A 14,321-nucleotide genomic window follows, 5' to 3' on the forward strand; every position below is an offset into this window, starting at 1 on the left:
CCAGGTGAGCGATCTCGCTTCAGAGCAGGCTCTGGAACGCAGCCCAAGCCTCCCGCACCTCGTCAGCGGTCCACTCCAGCGCGGGCTCGGCCACGGTGACCTCGGTCTTCGCGAGCGTCCCTGCCCGCCAGAACGAGCCGAGGAACTTGCCGCTCACCTCGGTCAGCCGCGCCGGATCACCCGGCAGGTGCAGCGCGAACTGGTGGGTGTGCGGCTCCGGCTGCCCCATCGCCTCTGCGACCACCTTGGCGTGCGCGACCTGCGCGCCGAGTCTCGGCAGCACGGTGTCGAGGCCGTGCATCGCCGACAAAGCCGCAGGCCACTGCTGGAACAGCATGCCGCCGTACCGGTGCCGCCAGACCCGTGCCTGGTCGACGAAGTCCTGGGTGCCGGCGAGCGCCGCGCCGGACATGCCCTCCAGCGACTTGTAGAACGACACGTAGACCGAGTCGAACAGGCCGACGATCTCCGGGAGCGGCTTGCCGAGGCCGAACGTGCTCTCCCACAGCCGGGCGCCGTCGAGGTGCACGACCGCGTCCCGTTCGCGCGCCTGATCCACCAGCATGGTCAGCTCGTCCCAGGTCGGCAGGATGAAGCCGGCCTCGCGGTCCGGTACCTCCAGCAACAACGTCCCGAACGGCTCGGGGCACGAGGCGACCTCCGAGTTCGCGACCTTGATCGGGCGTAAGCCGGACAGCACGGTCAGCGCGTCGTCCTCGTGGTGCAGCGGGTGGGCCTGCGGGTGCATCGCCACGATCGGGTTGTGCGTGCGGTCCGCCCAGCACTTCAGCGCGATCTGCTGAGCCATCGTCCCGGTCGGCACGAACAGCGCGGCCTCGGTGCCCAGCAGCTGCGCGACCCGCTCCTCCAGCGCGCCCACCGGCCCACCGTCGCCGTAGCGGTCGGGCTCGACGTCCGGCACGGGGCCGAGCTCCTCCAGCAGGGTCCGCTTCCTGACTCCGGAGAGCTGTCGGTTCATCACCACGGCATCAAACCTCAGCCGCGAGCGCGTCGGCGAGCGAGATAACGCCTGCCCGGATCTCGGCCGCGGTCATGCCCTGGTCGAGCAGGAACGCAATGTGCTCGCCCCGCAGCACCGCCAGCACGGTGTGTGCCTTGAAGGTGGAGCCGACCAGCTTCGCGAGCCGGTCCACGGTGAGCTGGAAGTTGCCCTCGCAGCTGCGGACCGTGGTTCGCTCGACGGCGATGACCAGCGGCAACGACGCCAGCACGTGGTCGAACAGCGTGCCGGCGAACTCGCCTGCGCTGCGGCACTCCAGCGACGCGACCTGGATCCACGAGGCGGCCGTCGAGTCGACCACGGCCTGGATCAGGCCCGCCTTGTCACCGAACCGGCGGAACACGGTGCCCTTGCCCACACCTGCCGCGGCCGCGACGTCGTCGATCGACACGGCCTCGATGCCTCGCTCGCAGATCAGGTCGGTGGCGGCGGCCAGGATCGCGGCCTGGTTGCGGGCGGCGTCTGCTCGAACCACGACTCTCCCTTGACATAAGCGGACCGACAGTCCGTATAGTAACAACCGGACCGACGGTCCGCTTACTGGGGAGGACAGCGATGAAGGCAGTGCGGTTTCACGAATTCGGTGGGCCCGAGGTGCTGAAGGTCGAGGAGGTCGAGGACCCCGTGGGCGACACGCTCGTCGACGTCACCGCGATCGGCCTCAACTACGGCGAGACGGTCATCCGGCGCGGCAAGGGCAAAGAGCTGTTCCCGTGGTACCCGGGACCGAGTCTCCCGGCGATCCTCGGCTCGGAAGTCGTTGGCACCACAAGAGATGGCCGCCGCGTCATGGGTGTGCCACGCGACGGCGCGTACGCCACGAAGGCCGTCATCGAGCACCCGATCGAGCTACCCGACGACGTGAGCGACCACGAAGCGCTCGCACTCCTGCTCCAAGGCACCACGGCAGTGGCGGCCACGAAGGCTGCGCGCATCCAGCCCGGTGACCGAGTGCTGGTCGAAGCGGCGAACGGAGGCGTCGGCACCCTGCTCGTGCAGCTCGCGGAACGACAGGGCGCGACCGTGCTGAAGGCGTCGAGCAAGGGCGGCATCGGCTACGACTGGGACGGCCTCGAACCGGTCGACGTCGTGTTCGAGTCGATCGGCGGCCAGGTCGGCAGGAACGCGTTCGAGCTGCTCAAGGACGGCGTGGGCCGGATGGTCGTGTTCGGTTACGCGAGCGGCGAGCCGTTGGACGTCACGGCGAGCGACATCTTCCGCAAGGGCGTCGCGGTCATGGGTCTCCCCCAGAACACCACGCCCGAGGAGGTGCTCGGCCTGAACCTCGAACCCGTGCTCGGCGACGTCTACCGGCTCGACGAGATCGCCTCAGCGCACAAAGCACTCGAAGCCCGCACCACGCGAGGCAAGCTCATCGCGCGACCGTGACGGACCGAGGCGCGCGGAACGACAGCAGGTTGAGCCACTCCGGCGACGGCCCGGTCAGGTGCAACGACGGCTCGTGCTCGGCAACGGTCTGCAGCACCACGGCAGCCTCCAGCCGAGCCAGCCCCGCACCGAGACAGAAGTGGCGGCCATAACCGAATGCCAGGTGCCGAGGGTCGTTCTCCTTGCCGCTCAACAACAACACGAGCTCAGCACCGGCAGGCACGCGCACACCGGACAAGACGACCTCACGAGCAGTCAGCCGTCGCCAGGTCACCACGGGCGTGTCCGTCCGCAGCACGTCCTCCACGAACGACTCGGCGACCTTCCGCTCAACCAACCGCGCCCACAACGAGCGGTCCTGCAACGCACGGCGCAAAGCCGTGGACAACAACTGAGTGGTCGTCTCCTGACCGGCGATCAGCAGGAAGTAGCAAAGCCCGGCGGAGTCCTCTGCGGACACACCGGCGTCGGCGAGAGCGCAGAACAACTCGCCATCCCGCGCGTCGTAGCGCTTGATCAGCCACTGGTGGAAGTCGCCGACGTCGTCGACCAGCTCCAGCTGCCGTTCACGCGAGATGTCGCCCCAGAAGAACTCCAACGACCCCGAGCTCCAGCGCTTCAACGTCGGGATGTCGACGTTCTCCAGGCCGAGCAGCTCCATCAGCACGATCGCCGGCAGGTCCCACGCGAGCGAACTGACAAGATCATTTTGGCTGAGACCCGCACCACCCAGCCGTTCCAAAACGAGCGACCGGATGCGAGGCTCCGCAGCGGCAACGCGGACCGGCGTGAAGAACGACGCGACGAGGCGCCGCAAACTCGCGTGCGACGCTGACCCGTTGTTCGCGAGCGTCGGCGGCAACGAGAAGCGAGCCCTGACCAGGGCGCGCAACGCGGCCGGCGCGACCGGCGTGACGGCGGTCAGGGCGTTGTCGGGCAGGAAGGTGACCGGGTCGGCCAGCACGGCGCGCACGTCGTCGTAGTCCGACACCACCCAGCGGCCGTCGACGAACTGCACCGGCGAGGTGAGTTCGGCACGCGTGAAGGTGAACAGGTCCACGAGCGGCACGCTAGTCGGCGGATGGGAGACTCAGGCGGTGACCGTGAGCACAACTGAGGCGATTTTCAGTGGTGGTGAGTCGACGTTCGACTGGATCGACGTCCGCTCTGAAGCGCGTGCCAAGGCGGGCTTGACCCGCCGCGTCCGGCCGCGCACGGCGGACTCGACGGACCTCGACCTCGCCAGCAACGACTACCTCGGGCTCGCGAAGGACAAGCGCGTCGCGGGTGCCGCGGCCGCCGCCACTTTGAAGTGGGGCGCGGGTTCGACGGGGTCGCGCCTGGTCACGGGCTCCACGGAGCTGCACGCCGAGCTGGAGTACGAGCTCGCGAACTTCTGCGGCGCCCAGTCGGCGCTGGTGTTCAGCAGCGGCTACCTGGCGAATCTCGGCGCGGTCACCGCCTTGTCCGGTCCCGGCACGGCGATCGTGGCCGACCAGCACATCCACGCGTCGCTGATCGACGGCACGCGGCTGTCCAAGGCGGATGTCGTCGTCGCGGACCACTGCGACGTCGGCAAGGTCCGGCACGCATTGCAGACCCGCGGCAAGCGGCGCGCGATCGTGGTCACCGACTCGGTCTTCTCCGTCGACGGCGACATCGCGCCGCTCAACGAACTGCACGAGGCCTGCCGCGCGACCGGTGCCGCACTGGTGGTCGACGACGCGCACGGGCTCGGCGTCGTCGGACCCGGCGGACGGGGCGCGGTCGCCGAGGCGGGCATCATCAAGGCGCCGGACGTGATCACCACGCTGACGCTGAGCAAGTCGCTCGGCGCGCAGGGCGGTGCGGTGCTCGGCCCGAGCCGGGTGATCAAGCACCTGATCGACACCGCGCGCACGTTCATCTTCGACACGGGCCTCGCGCCGAGCAGCGCGGCGGCGGCACTGGCCGCCATCAAGATCCTGCGCGAGGAGCCGGACCGCCCCGAACGCGCGCTGACCGTGGCGCACGACCTGAGCAACCGCCTGAAGGAAGCCGGTTTCCAGGTCAGCACGCCCACGGCCGCCGTCGTGAGCGTGCGGGCGCCGTCGCCGGAACAGGCCTTCAAGTGGGCCGAGGCGTGCCGCACGAGCGGCGTGGTCGTCGGCTGCTTCCGGCCGCCGTCGGTGCCGGACCAGATCAGCAGGCTGCGGCTCACCGCGCGCGCCGATCTGACCGAGGCCGACATCGAGCGCGCGGTGCGCGTGATCAGGGAGTGCGCCGCATCCGCAGGTGTGGAATCCCGTCCTCGATGAACTCCGCCCCTTCGGCCACGAAGCCGAACGACGCGTAGAAGTCCGCGACGTAGGTCTGCGAGTCGAGCACGCACGGCGCGTTGCCCACGTCAACCAACGCCGCCTGCATCAGCCGGCGGCTGAAGCCACGACCGCGGGCCATGCGCGCGGTGACGACGCGGCCGATGCGGAACGTGCCGTCGGGCTCCTCGAGCAGGCGCAGGTACGCGAGCGGATCGGGGGAACCGTCAGCTTCCAGCCAGAAGTGGCGCGTGCCCTGTTCGAGGTCACGGCCGTCCACGTCGCAGTAGATGCTGTTCTGCTCGACGACGAACACGTCCTGGCGCAGCCGCAGGATCGCGTAGAGCTGGGCGGGGCTCAGGTCGAGCCCCCACTGCCGCCGCAAAGTGGCGGGAAACGGTGTGGTTCGCACCGCACCTTGGATATCAGAAGCCCAGCACCGACCGGTAGTGAACCAGCCGGGTGTAGACGCCCGGTTCATCTGCCCGCGCACAGCCGCGCCCGAACGACACGACGCCCGCGAGCCTGCCCCGCACCACCAGCGGCCCGCCGGAGTCGCCCGTGCACGCGTCCCGGCCGCCACGACCGGCGCACAACATCGCGCCCGGCCGGAAATCCGGTTCCTTCAGCAGGCACTCCTGGTCCGACAGGATCGGCACCGTCACCTTGCGCAGCGACATCGCGGGCGGGGTGTCCTCCGCCGTGCGGCCCCAGCCGAGCACCACGCCCTCGTCGCCGGCCTCGCCGAGTGCGATCGTCCGGTGCGGCAGCCCGTGGGCCAGGGTCAGCACCGCCACGTCGTCGCCCTTGGTGACCTCGCGGTAGTCCGGGTGCCGCCACACGTTCGCGACCTGCGCGACCACGCCTTCCTGACCCCGCAGGTCGGTGCGGCCGGCGACCACGCGCAGCTGCTCGGCCGGGCGCTGGTTCTTGCCGAGCACGCCCTTGAGCGTCGCGCAGTGCGCGGCCGTCATGACCTTGTCCGGGGCGACCAGCGCGCCACCGCAGATCAGCTGGCCGTCGGGGGTGGTGATCGCCACAACCCACGGGGTGTCCGCCACCCGCGCGGGTGTCCCCCCGACGATCGCATCAGCCGTCGACGCACCGCTGACCAGCGCGATCACCGCCGCGAGCACGGCAAACCGCTTACCCCTCACGGACCACTCCTCGTTGCGCCAGGTGGACGATTGGTCACCAACCGTAGCGATCGCGCTAGGACGGCGTCAAAACCGGAGATTCTCGTGTTAGTGTCCCGTTGGACCGAAGATTTTACGGTCAGTGGTGTAGCTCACGGGGGTATGTACGGTGTTGTTCGACTTCGGCCAGGTTCCGGCCTTTCTCATCGCGTGCGCGGTCGTCATCGTGACCCCCGGCGTTGACGCGTTCCTGCTGCTGCGCACGTCACTGCGGTCCGGCACCCGCTCGGGACTGCTCGCACTGGCCGGCATCCACTCGGCGGCGGCGGTCCAGGTGGCGCTGGTGATCTCGGGCCTCGGCGTGGTGCTCGCGCAGTACCCGATGTTGCTCACGGCGCTGCGCTGGATCGGCGCCGGCTACCTGCTCTACCTGGCGGTTTCCATCGCACGCGGGCTCATCAAGCGCTCCGGTGGCGAGCCGGAGGAGGTCATGAGCGACCGGCCGTTCCGGCAGGGCTTCCTGACCAACATCACGAACCCGAAGATGCTGCTGTTCTCGCTGGCTTTCCTGCCGCAGTTCATCGGATCGGGTGAACCGGCACCGCAGCTCGCGATGCTGGCCGTGCTGTTCCTCGGGCTCGCGGCGGTCTGGGAGCTGATGATCGTGCTGGCGGCCTCGCGCGTGGCAGGCCGGCTCAAGCGGCCCGGCGTGACGACCGCGCTCGACGCGGTGTGCGCGGCCGTCTTCCTCACCATGTCCGTGGGCCTCGTGCTCTAGCCGACCTTCGGCGCCGCACGCATTCCGATGTAGCAGTAGCCACCGGAAAAGACGACCGGCATGAAGTCGTCCTGGAACGACGACCCGGCGCCGGTGGCCGCGAAGACGTTGTGCGCCACGGGGATCAGCTCCATGTCCATGGACGGGTAGATCGCCATGTCGTCCACGAACTCGTACCGCGCCTTGCGACCGTCGATCGTGATGACCACACCCTCGCGCTTGTAGACCCCGTCGTACGGAGCCATGTCCACCTCAAAGGGCTCGGCGGGCGGCGCGAACGGCGGCGGCATCTCGACGCCGAACTGGCCGAGCAACGAGCGAAGGATCGCCGACGACAACGGCCGCGCACCGCCGCCGTTGGTCAGCAACGCAATGGCCACACCAGTCTCCGGAATCACGCGCAGGTAGGCGTACTGACCGGTGGCGGCGCCGTCGTGGCCGATGCCGGGCGTGCCGGTGAAGTCGTAGAGCGTCCACCCGAGGCCCCAGCCGTCCGCGCTGACGGTCCACTTGTCCGGCACGTCGACCTGGCGTTCCTGCATGAGGGCAACGGTTTCCGGCTTCAGCACGGTGCTGTCGAGGTGCGCCTGGACCAGCCGGACGAGGTCACCGGCACTCGCGCAGACGGCAGCCGCGGGACCGGCGGCACGGGGCATCAGGTCCCACACCGGAGTGGGCGCACCGTTGAAGTGCCCGACGGCAGCGCGGAACCGCAGCACGTCCTCCGGCAGCGTCATGGTGTGCGCCAGTCCGAGGGGCGTGAGCACGCGGTCGGCGAGCGCCTGGTTCCAGGTCGTGCCGGTGAGCACCTCGACGATCCGGCCGAGCACGACGTAGCCGGCCCCGCTGTAGGAGACGGTCGAGCCCGGCGGCACGTCCTGACCGAGCCGCACGCACGCCGCCACGTACCTCTCGATGCAGTCGTCGCCACGGCCGGTGTCGGGCTGGAAGTCGCCACTCAGTCCGCTGGTGTGGCTGAGCAGCTGCCGAACGGTGATCTTGCTCGTCGCCTCGGGGTCGGCGACCCGGAAGTCCGGCAGCACGTCCACCACTCGGGCGTCGAGGTCGAGCAGACCCTCCTCGACCAGCGACATCACCAGCGTCGCGGTGTAGATCTTCGCGATCGAGCCGAGCTGGAAGACCGAGTCGGTGGTCGCTTCAACGCCGGTCGCGGTGTTCAGCACACCGCTGGCGAACTCGTGGATCTCACCGTCGACCAGCACGGCGAGCGTCGCGCCGGGAACGTCGTGCTCCGCGCGGAGGGTGTCGAGCAGGTCCTGTGCGTACAGTGTTCGCGTCATGCGAACACTGTACGCAGATCGCGAAGCTGTACGCAAGTGCGTACGGTGAACGCATGATCTCGTCGGTGTGGACGCGGGAGCAGCGGCCCCGCGCGGGCCTGAGCCAGGACCGGATCGTGGCGGCGGCCGTGGAACTGCTGGACGCGGACGGCCTGGAGGCGTTGTCGATGCGCACGCTCGCCGCCCGGATGGACACGAAGGCCACGTCGCTCTACCGGCACGTGGCGAACAAGGACGAGCTGATCGAGCTCGTCGTGGACGAGGCGTACGGCGAGATGGAGGTGCCTGCGGAGGGACCGTGGCGCACGTCTGTCGCCGATGCGGCCCGCAGCCTGCGCGCCGTGGTGCTGCGGCACCCGTGGGTGGCTTCGGTGCTCGGCCAGGTCGGCTTGGCGGAACTGGGGCCGAACCTGTCGGACCGCTCCGCGCGGCTGCTGGCGTTGTTCGTCGGCGCCGGGTTTCCCGACGACGAGGCCGATCTGGCGATGAAGACGATGCTCGGCTACGTGGTCGGCATGACCGTGAGCGAGGCGGCGTACGTGCAGCTGCTGGCGCGCAGTGGCCAGTCCGAGGACGAGCTCGTCGTTCGTGGCGTAACGTCGAAAGCGTTGCGAGACAAGACTTTCGAGTACGGACTGGAACGCGTGCTCGCCGGACTGGGTGAAGGCAGGTCGTAACCACGGTGGCGGATCGACTGCAGGCCCTGCGCGCTGCGCTGACCGCACGTCCCGGCGAGCCGGTGCCGTTCGACGCGCTGGTGGGCCTGGTGTGGCCGGACGAGCCGCCGAAACACCCGCGCGCGGCGTTGCGCACGCTGGTCAGCAGACTGCGCGCGACCGACCAGGTGATCACCGAACCCGCCGGGTACCGGCTCGTCCCACGCCCGCCCGCACCGTGCCAGCTGCCGGCCGACCTGCCCGACTTCGTTGGCAGGAAAGAGGAAATCGCCCGGCTGGAGCTCATCGACGCGCCGGTGCTTGCGATCACCGGACTGCCGGGCGTCGGCAAGACGGTCCTCGCGATCCGGGAAGCCCACCGGCTGCGCGAGCGGTTCCCCGACGGGCAGCTGTACGTCAACCTGCGCGGCTTCTCCACCGGGCCGTCGATGACGGTCGAGCAGGCGCTGGCCCGGTTCGTGAAGGCGCTGGGCGGCGGGCCGAACGACGACTACCGCGAGCTGCTCAGGAACCGGCGGGTGCTCGTGGTGCTCGACAACGCGACCGCCGAGGTGATCGCGCCGCTGCTGCCGGACACGCCCGGCTGTGCCGCGCTGGTCACGAGCCGCTCGGACCTGCCGCAGTTCGCCCAGGTCAAGCTCGGTGTGCTGGCCGAGCAGGAGGCGCACGAGCTGCTCAAGGGCATGCGCGTCGAGGGCGACACGAGCGAGTTGATCAGGCTCTGCGGGCGGTTGCCGCTGGCCCTGCGGATCGCCGGGGCGAACCTCGCCGGACGCCACCTGCCGGACTACGTCGAGGAGCTGCGCGAGCACCGGCTCAGGGCGTTGGAGATCGAGGAGGACGACACGGCCGTGCAGGCGACGTTCGACCTCTCCTACCGCAAGCTCTCCCCGCAGGCGCGGCGGACGTTCGACTTCCTCGGCGCGGTGCCCGGCCCGGACATCCCGCGCGGCCTGGCCGGAGCACCGGTCGACGAACTGGTCACGGCGAACCTGGTGCAGCGCAACGGTGATCGCTACCAGCTGCACGACCTCCTGCGCCTGTACGCCCACGAACGAGCGACGCCGGCAGATCGGCGCACCGTCTTCGACTGGTACCTCAGGCACGCGGACGGCGCCGAAGCCGAGCTGAACGCCGGCTTCACCCGCCTGTTGCCGGTCACCAGCGACCCGATCCCGTTCGCGGACCGGGAGACCGCGACGGCGTGGTTCGAGACGGAACGGCTCAACCTCGTCGCACTCGCGCAGGACCGCCCCGACGCCGGGCTGGTCGCGGCGATGCGCGGGTACCTGCTGCTGGCCGGCTACTACGGCGAGCTGCGCACCATCGCGAACGCCGCGCTGCAGAGCGGCGAGACCGGACAACGGGCCGCGGCGATGCGCGTGTGTCTCGCGTACCTCGACTGGCGGTTCGGCGCGCACCGGGCCGCGATCCGCCACTGCGAGCTGGCGATCGCCGAGTTCCGCGCCGCCGGCCGGCAGGCGGAAGAGGCGACCGCGCTCAACATCCTCGCCGGGATCTACCACGACATCGGCGAACTGGACCGCGCGAGCGAACACCTCAGCGCGGCACTGGAGCTGTACGGGCCGAACGGCATGCACGCACAGCTCACCGGCGGTCTCGGCAACCTCGGCCTGGTCGAGCTGGAGCTCGGGCGGCTCGACTCCGCAGAAGAGGTGCTCCGGCGATCCGTGCGGCTCGCGCGAGAGCTCGACGACGTGCAGCACACGTCCAACGGGCTCAACAACCTCGCTGTCGTGCTGGCCGCGCAGCACAAGCACACCGAGGCCGATGCGGTCTTCCGGGAAGCGCTGGAAATGTCGCAACGGCATGGAATGCGGCCGATCGAGATGTCCGCGCGGGTCGAGTACGCGGAACTGCTCATCGCGACGGACCGCCGGGAAGAGGCCCGCGAACACGCCGAACGCGCGCTCGAACTCGCCGGCGACGACGACCTGTTCATCGAGGTCGACGCCTGCCTCGTGCTCGCGGAGGTGAACCGTTCGGTCGCCGAGTACGACGAGGTTCTGCGCCGTGCCACCGAAGCCGAGTTCCGCATCATCGAAGTCCGTGCACTCGCCGGAAAAGCCGCACTTCTGCAGGACAAGGCGTTGTACGACAAGGCAATCGAACGGGCCGAGAGCGCCGGGCTGCGCTACCGGGCAGACCTGATCAGGAGAGATAGGTCTTGACGCGCGTGTAGACGCCGGGCGTGTTCGGGCGTGCGCACCCGATGCCCCACGACACGATGCCCGCGAGCCGTCCGTCGACCACGAACGGACCGCCGGAGTCGTCGATGCACGAGTCGACCCCGCCCTCCGGGTAGCCCGCGCAGAACATCGCCGCCGGGTCGTACCGCGCATAGGCACCGGCGCACTGCGCGTCCGCCATGATCGGGATGGAAGCCTTGTGCAGCAACGGGCTCTTGTTCGTGTCGAGCTCCGCCTGGCGCCCCCACCCGTACACCACACCGACGTTGCGCGCCGCGTACACCGCGGTCGAGTCGGCAACCGGCAGCACGCGGTACGGCATCGGCTGGGCGAGCGTCAGCAACGCGATGTCCTTGCCGCGCGAGGGAGTCGAGTAGCCCTCCGCGATCTGGTACTTCGAGACGACCGACGTGCTGCCGCCGTCGGTGCGCAGATCGAGCTTGCCGCCCGCCACGGTGATCGAACTGGGCGTGCGGCCGTAGACGCAGTGCGCCGCCGTGGCCACCAGACCAGGTCCGACGAGTGCTCCTCCGCAGAACTGGTAGCCGGACGACGTCGTCAGGGCGACCATCCACGGCGCCTCGTCGGCGTTGTCGACGACGACTCCGCCAACAATCCTGGGCGTCGCGTGCGCAGGGGTCACCGTGATCACGATCAGGGCCAGAACCGCTGCCGGCAGACGCATGCACCCCACTGAACCCAGGGGTCTAGGGCTCGACAACTCCAGTCGGCAAAGCATCCACGACCGGGTGAAGATCCTTCGCGTACCGGGAGATCCGGACGTACACGCCGGGCTTGCCCCTGCGCGCACAGCCCTCGCCCCAGGACGTGACGCCGACCAGCTTGCCGTCCGCGACGATCGGGCCGCCGGAGTCGCCCTGGCAGGTGTCGATCTTGCCGGTCTCGTAGCCCGCGCAGAACATGTCCGTCTTCACGAACTGCGGGTAGGACTCGGCGCAGTAGGTGTCCGGCAGCACCGGCAGCACGGCCTGCATGAGGTAGCGCGAGGTCTTGCCGTTCTCGCTGGTGCGACCCCAGCCGAGGGCCCGCAGCTGAGTGCCGGGCTGGTAGAGCGCCCGGTCGGCCGGTTCGGCGATGGGCAGCGGGGTGTACGGCAGCGGCTTGCGCAGCGTCAGGACGGCCAGGTCCTCGCCCTCGTCGGCAGCGACGTACTGCTTGTGGATCCAGATGTCCGCGAGCGCCACCGACATCCCCGAGTCCCGATCCAGCTTGTCCTCGCGACCCGCGACAACGCGCAGGTCACCGGGCGCGCGGCCGAGCGCGCAGTGCGCCGCGGTGAGCACCTTCGTCGGTGCGACGACGGTGCCACCGCAGAACTGCACGCCGTGGTCGTCGGTCAGGTAGACGACCCACGGGTTGGCCTCGATCGAGGCGCGCTCGCCGCCGATGACCTGCTCACCGGCGACGGCGACGCCACTCGTGACCAGCATTGCCGAGAGAACCAACACCAGGAGTCGTCTCATGACTCCAGATGGTAGCTACTCCGCTGCGCCGTTCGGAGCAACTTTGCTCCAAACCCTGCTCGCCGCACCCATGACGGACTCGCCGATGTCGTTGATCGTCTTGATCAGCGGGTCGGCGGAGTTGTTCATGGACTCCTTGTACGAGCGGGCGGCGGACTTCACGTCGTCCGTGAGGTTGTTCGTCGGCCGGTCGTCGTCGCGGCGCGGGTACGTGCCGGTGAGGATCTCGCGGTACTCCTCGGTCGCCGACCAGCGCTGCAGCTCGGCGGCCCGCACCACGACCAGCGGGTGCGACCGGCGCTCGGTGTGCAGGAGCTTGAGGAGGCTGTCGCGGATGTCCTCGACCTCCTCGTACTCCTTCGCCTGGGCGAGGAACGACGCGATGTCGACCTGGCCGCCGAGATCGCCCGCCATCGCGAGGTGCGCGCGCAACACGGCCTGCGGATCCTGGCAGGCGAGCAGGCCGGCCCGGTCACAGGACAGCTCGGTCTTGCGCTGCCACTCACGCAGCGCCGCGATGACCGCCCGCATGGCGATGGCGCCCGCGGGCACCCACGCGAACGACGTGGTCAGGTCGATGAGCCGGCGCAGCAGCGTGTTGTAGAGCGCGTGGCCCGACATCGCGTGGCCCATCTCGTGGCCGATGAGGAACCGCAGCGACTCGTGGTCGAGCAGGTCGACCACACCAGTGCTGAACACGATGAACGGCTTGTCGATGCCGTAGGTGTAAGCGTAGGCCTGCGAGCTGCGCTCGACGAAGAGCTCGGGCACCTCGTCGAGGTCGAACGTCGCCGCCACCTCGTTGCGGATGCGGTCGAGCTGCGGGTACTGCTTCGGGCCCACCCGCACGGAGGACGCCACCTGAAGCAGGCGCTCACCCCGCTCGGAGAAGGCTCCGGCGACCGCCTTGAGGATCGGTGCCACGGCGGGCACCGCCCTCAGCACCGCGAGGGCGCCTCGGTCGGCAGGATGCTCATAGGCGCGCGGGCTGATGCCCGGGAAGCGCACCCTCGATGACTGCTCAATATCCCCCGTCACACCACCCAGGTTAGACACGATCCGGACAAGGGTGCACGGAATCGGCGCCGGACCGTTGCAAACTGGCGCGGTGAGCGACGACGACACCACCGTTCTGCCGCTGCGCGGCGGAGCGTCCGCGACCCTGGTCCGCCGCCGTGCCGCGGCCAACGACCGCGGCGCGATCCTCTACGTCCACGGGTTCGCGGACTACTTCTTCCAGGAGCACGTGGCCGAGCACTACACGGCCCAAGGCTACGACTTCTACGCCGTTGACCTGCGCGGATACGGCCGGTCGTTGCGTGACGGCGAGGTGCCGAACTACACGACCGACATGGCGGTGTATTACGAGGAGATCGACGCCGCGATCGCCGTCATTCGTGAAGAGCATTCACGCGTCGTCCTCATGGGCCACTCGACCGGCGGGCTGACCACGTCGTTGTGGGCGCACGAGCGGCGGGACACCGAGTTGATCAGCGCGCTGGTGCTGAACAGCCCGTGGCTCGACGTCGTCGAACCGCCGTTCGTGCGCCAGCTGGTGAAGGTGATCGGCCAGATCGCGCCGAAGGTGAAGATCCGCGCGAACCTCGGTGACGCGTACGGCGCGGCGATCCACAGCTCGCGCAACGGCGAGTGGGACTTCGACCTGAAGTGGAAGCCGCTCGCGGGCTTCCCGGTGCTCGCCGGGTGGATCCGGGCGATCCTCATCGCGCAGGAGAAGGTCCACAAAGGTCTCGACGTGCGGGTGCCCGTGCTGGTCATGCACTCCAACCGCAGCATGCTGAACGCCAAGGCGTGGAGCGAGGACGTGTCGAAGGCGGACGCGGTGCTCGACGTCGAGGGCATGCGGAAGTGGGGTCCGAAGATCGGATCATCGGTCAAGGTCGTGGAGATCGAGGCCGGCATGCACGACCTGTTCCTGTCGCCTGAGCCAGTCCGTGCGGCGGCGCTCGCGGAGGTCGACGAGTTCTTGAAAACAGCTTGACCTCGTCATAGGTCGAAGTTCGAGAC

Annotated in this window: 15 protein-coding genes; 6 read left to right on the forward strand and 9 right to left on the reverse strand. The window is 69.2% G+C overall.

What is annotated here, in order from left to right; translation table 11 throughout:
• Nucleotides 1-19: 19 nt before the first annotated feature.
• Together DI276_RS03355 and DI276_RS03360 are read right to left on the reverse strand one after the other, a co-directional pair.
• On the reverse strand, nucleotides 20-979 hold the full coding sequence (locus DI276_RS03355) for a threonine aldolase family protein (RefSeq protein WP_112262177.1): 960 nt from the start codon (nucleotides 977-979) through the stop codon (nucleotides 20-22).
• Nucleotides 980-989: 10 nt separating this feature from the next.
• On the reverse strand, nucleotides 990-1,496 hold the full coding sequence (locus DI276_RS03360) for a TetR/AcrR family transcriptional regulator (RefSeq protein WP_232836421.1): 507 nt from the start codon (nucleotides 1,494-1,496) through the stop codon (nucleotides 990-992).
• An 80-nt stretch (nucleotides 1,497-1,576) separates the two neighbouring features.
• Here DI276_RS03360 and DI276_RS03365 point away from each other — a divergent pair, with 80 nt between their 5' ends.
• Nucleotides 1,577-2,410 (forward strand): quinone oxidoreductase family protein, encoded by an 834-nt coding sequence (locus DI276_RS03365; protein ID WP_112261806.1) that lies wholly within the window; start codon nucleotides 1,577-1,579, stop codon nucleotides 2,408-2,410.
• On the opposite strand, the gene DI276_RS03370 is transcribed toward DI276_RS03365, so the two are convergent.
• On the reverse strand, nucleotides 2,394-3,470 hold the full coding sequence (locus DI276_RS03370) for a cytochrome P450 (protein ID WP_198680440.1): 1,077 nt from the start codon (nucleotides 3,468-3,470) through the stop codon (nucleotides 2,394-2,396). The two genes, DI276_RS03365 and DI276_RS03370, sit on opposite strands and share 17 nt — an antisense overlap.
• 43 nt (nucleotides 3,471-3,513) lie before the next feature.
• On the opposite strand from DI276_RS03370, the gene DI276_RS03375 reads away from it, so the two are divergent.
• On the forward strand, nucleotides 3,514-4,707 hold the full coding sequence (locus DI276_RS03375) for an 8-amino-7-oxononanoate synthase (RefSeq protein WP_232836422.1): 1,194 nt from the start codon (nucleotides 3,514-3,516) through the stop codon (nucleotides 4,705-4,707).
• On the opposite strand, the gene DI276_RS03380 is transcribed toward DI276_RS03375, so the two are convergent.
• Both DI276_RS03380 and DI276_RS03385 read right to left on the reverse strand, forming a co-directional pair.
• On the reverse strand, nucleotides 4,661-5,119 hold the full coding sequence (locus DI276_RS03380; RefSeq protein WP_232836423.1) for a GNAT family N-acetyltransferase: 459 nt from the start codon (nucleotides 5,117-5,119) through the stop codon (nucleotides 4,661-4,663). The genes DI276_RS03375 and DI276_RS03380 overlap by 47 nt on opposite strands.
• A 13-nt stretch (nucleotides 5,120-5,132) precedes the next feature.
• Nucleotides 5,133-5,864, reverse strand: coding sequence for a S1 family peptidase (locus DI276_RS03385; RefSeq protein WP_112261808.1), 732 nt, complete (start codon nucleotides 5,862-5,864; stop codon nucleotides 5,133-5,135).
• Between the two features lie 148 nt (nucleotides 5,865-6,012).
• Between DI276_RS03385 and DI276_RS03390 the strand changes: the two genes are divergently transcribed.
• Nucleotides 6,013-6,621, forward strand: coding sequence for a LysE family translocator (locus DI276_RS03390; protein WP_112261809.1), 609 nt, complete (start codon nucleotides 6,013-6,015; stop codon nucleotides 6,619-6,621).
• On the opposite strand, the gene DI276_RS03395 is transcribed toward DI276_RS03390, so the two are convergent.
• The gene (locus DI276_RS03395; protein WP_112261810.1) at nucleotides 6,618-7,922 is read right to left on the reverse strand and encodes a serine hydrolase domain-containing protein; all 1,305 of its coding nucleotides are present in this window, start codon (nucleotides 7,920-7,922) and stop codon (nucleotides 6,618-6,620) included. The genes DI276_RS03390 and DI276_RS03395 overlap by 4 nt on opposite strands.
• Nucleotides 7,923-7,975: 53 nt before the next feature.
• On the opposite strand from DI276_RS03395, the gene DI276_RS03400 reads away from it, so the two are divergent.
• Both DI276_RS03400 and DI276_RS03405 read left to right on the forward strand, forming a co-directional pair.
• Entirely contained in the window at nucleotides 7,976-8,599 is a 624-nt protein-coding gene (locus DI276_RS03400; RefSeq protein ID WP_112261811.1) for a TetR/AcrR family transcriptional regulator, read from the forward strand.
• 5 nt (nucleotides 8,600-8,604) lie between these two features.
• On the forward strand, nucleotides 8,605-10,791 hold the full coding sequence (locus DI276_RS03405) for a tetratricopeptide repeat protein (RefSeq protein WP_112261812.1): 2,187 nt from the start codon (nucleotides 8,605-8,607) through the stop codon (nucleotides 10,789-10,791).
• Here DI276_RS03405 and DI276_RS03410 read toward each other — a convergent pair.
• Genes DI276_RS03410 through DI276_RS03420 form a run of 3 tightly spaced genes read right to left on the reverse strand, consistent with a single transcriptional unit; the run spans nucleotide 10,772 to nucleotide 13,331 of the window.
• Nucleotides 10,772-11,494 (reverse strand): S1 family peptidase, encoded by a 723-nt coding sequence (locus tag DI276_RS03410; RefSeq protein WP_112261813.1) that lies wholly within the window; start codon nucleotides 11,492-11,494, stop codon nucleotides 10,772-10,774. The two genes, DI276_RS03405 and DI276_RS03410, sit on opposite strands and share 20 nt — an antisense overlap.
• Before the next feature lie 22 nt (nucleotides 11,495-11,516).
• Nucleotides 11,517-12,293, reverse strand: a complete 777-nt coding sequence (locus DI276_RS03415) for a S1 family peptidase (protein WP_112261814.1) — start codon at nucleotides 12,291-12,293, stop codon at nucleotides 11,517-11,519.
• A 15-nt stretch (nucleotides 12,294-12,308) separates the two neighbouring features.
• A complete protein-coding gene (locus DI276_RS03420) occupies nucleotides 12,309-13,331 on the reverse strand; it encodes a M48 family metallopeptidase (RefSeq protein WP_112261815.1) in 1,023 nt (340 codons plus the stop codon).
• A 70-nt stretch (nucleotides 13,332-13,401) separates the two neighbouring features.
• Here DI276_RS03420 and DI276_RS03425 point away from each other — a divergent pair, with 70 nt between their 5' ends.
• Entirely contained in the window at nucleotides 13,402-14,295 is an 894-nt protein-coding gene (locus DI276_RS03425; RefSeq protein WP_232836424.1) for an alpha/beta hydrolase, read from the forward strand.
• Nucleotides 14,296-14,321 lie beyond the last annotated feature (26 nt).

The sequence above is a fragment of the Lentzea terrae genome (assembly GCF_003265345.1).
GTDB lineage: Bacteria > Actinomycetota > Actinomycetes > Mycobacteriales > Pseudonocardiaceae > Lentzea > Lentzea terrae.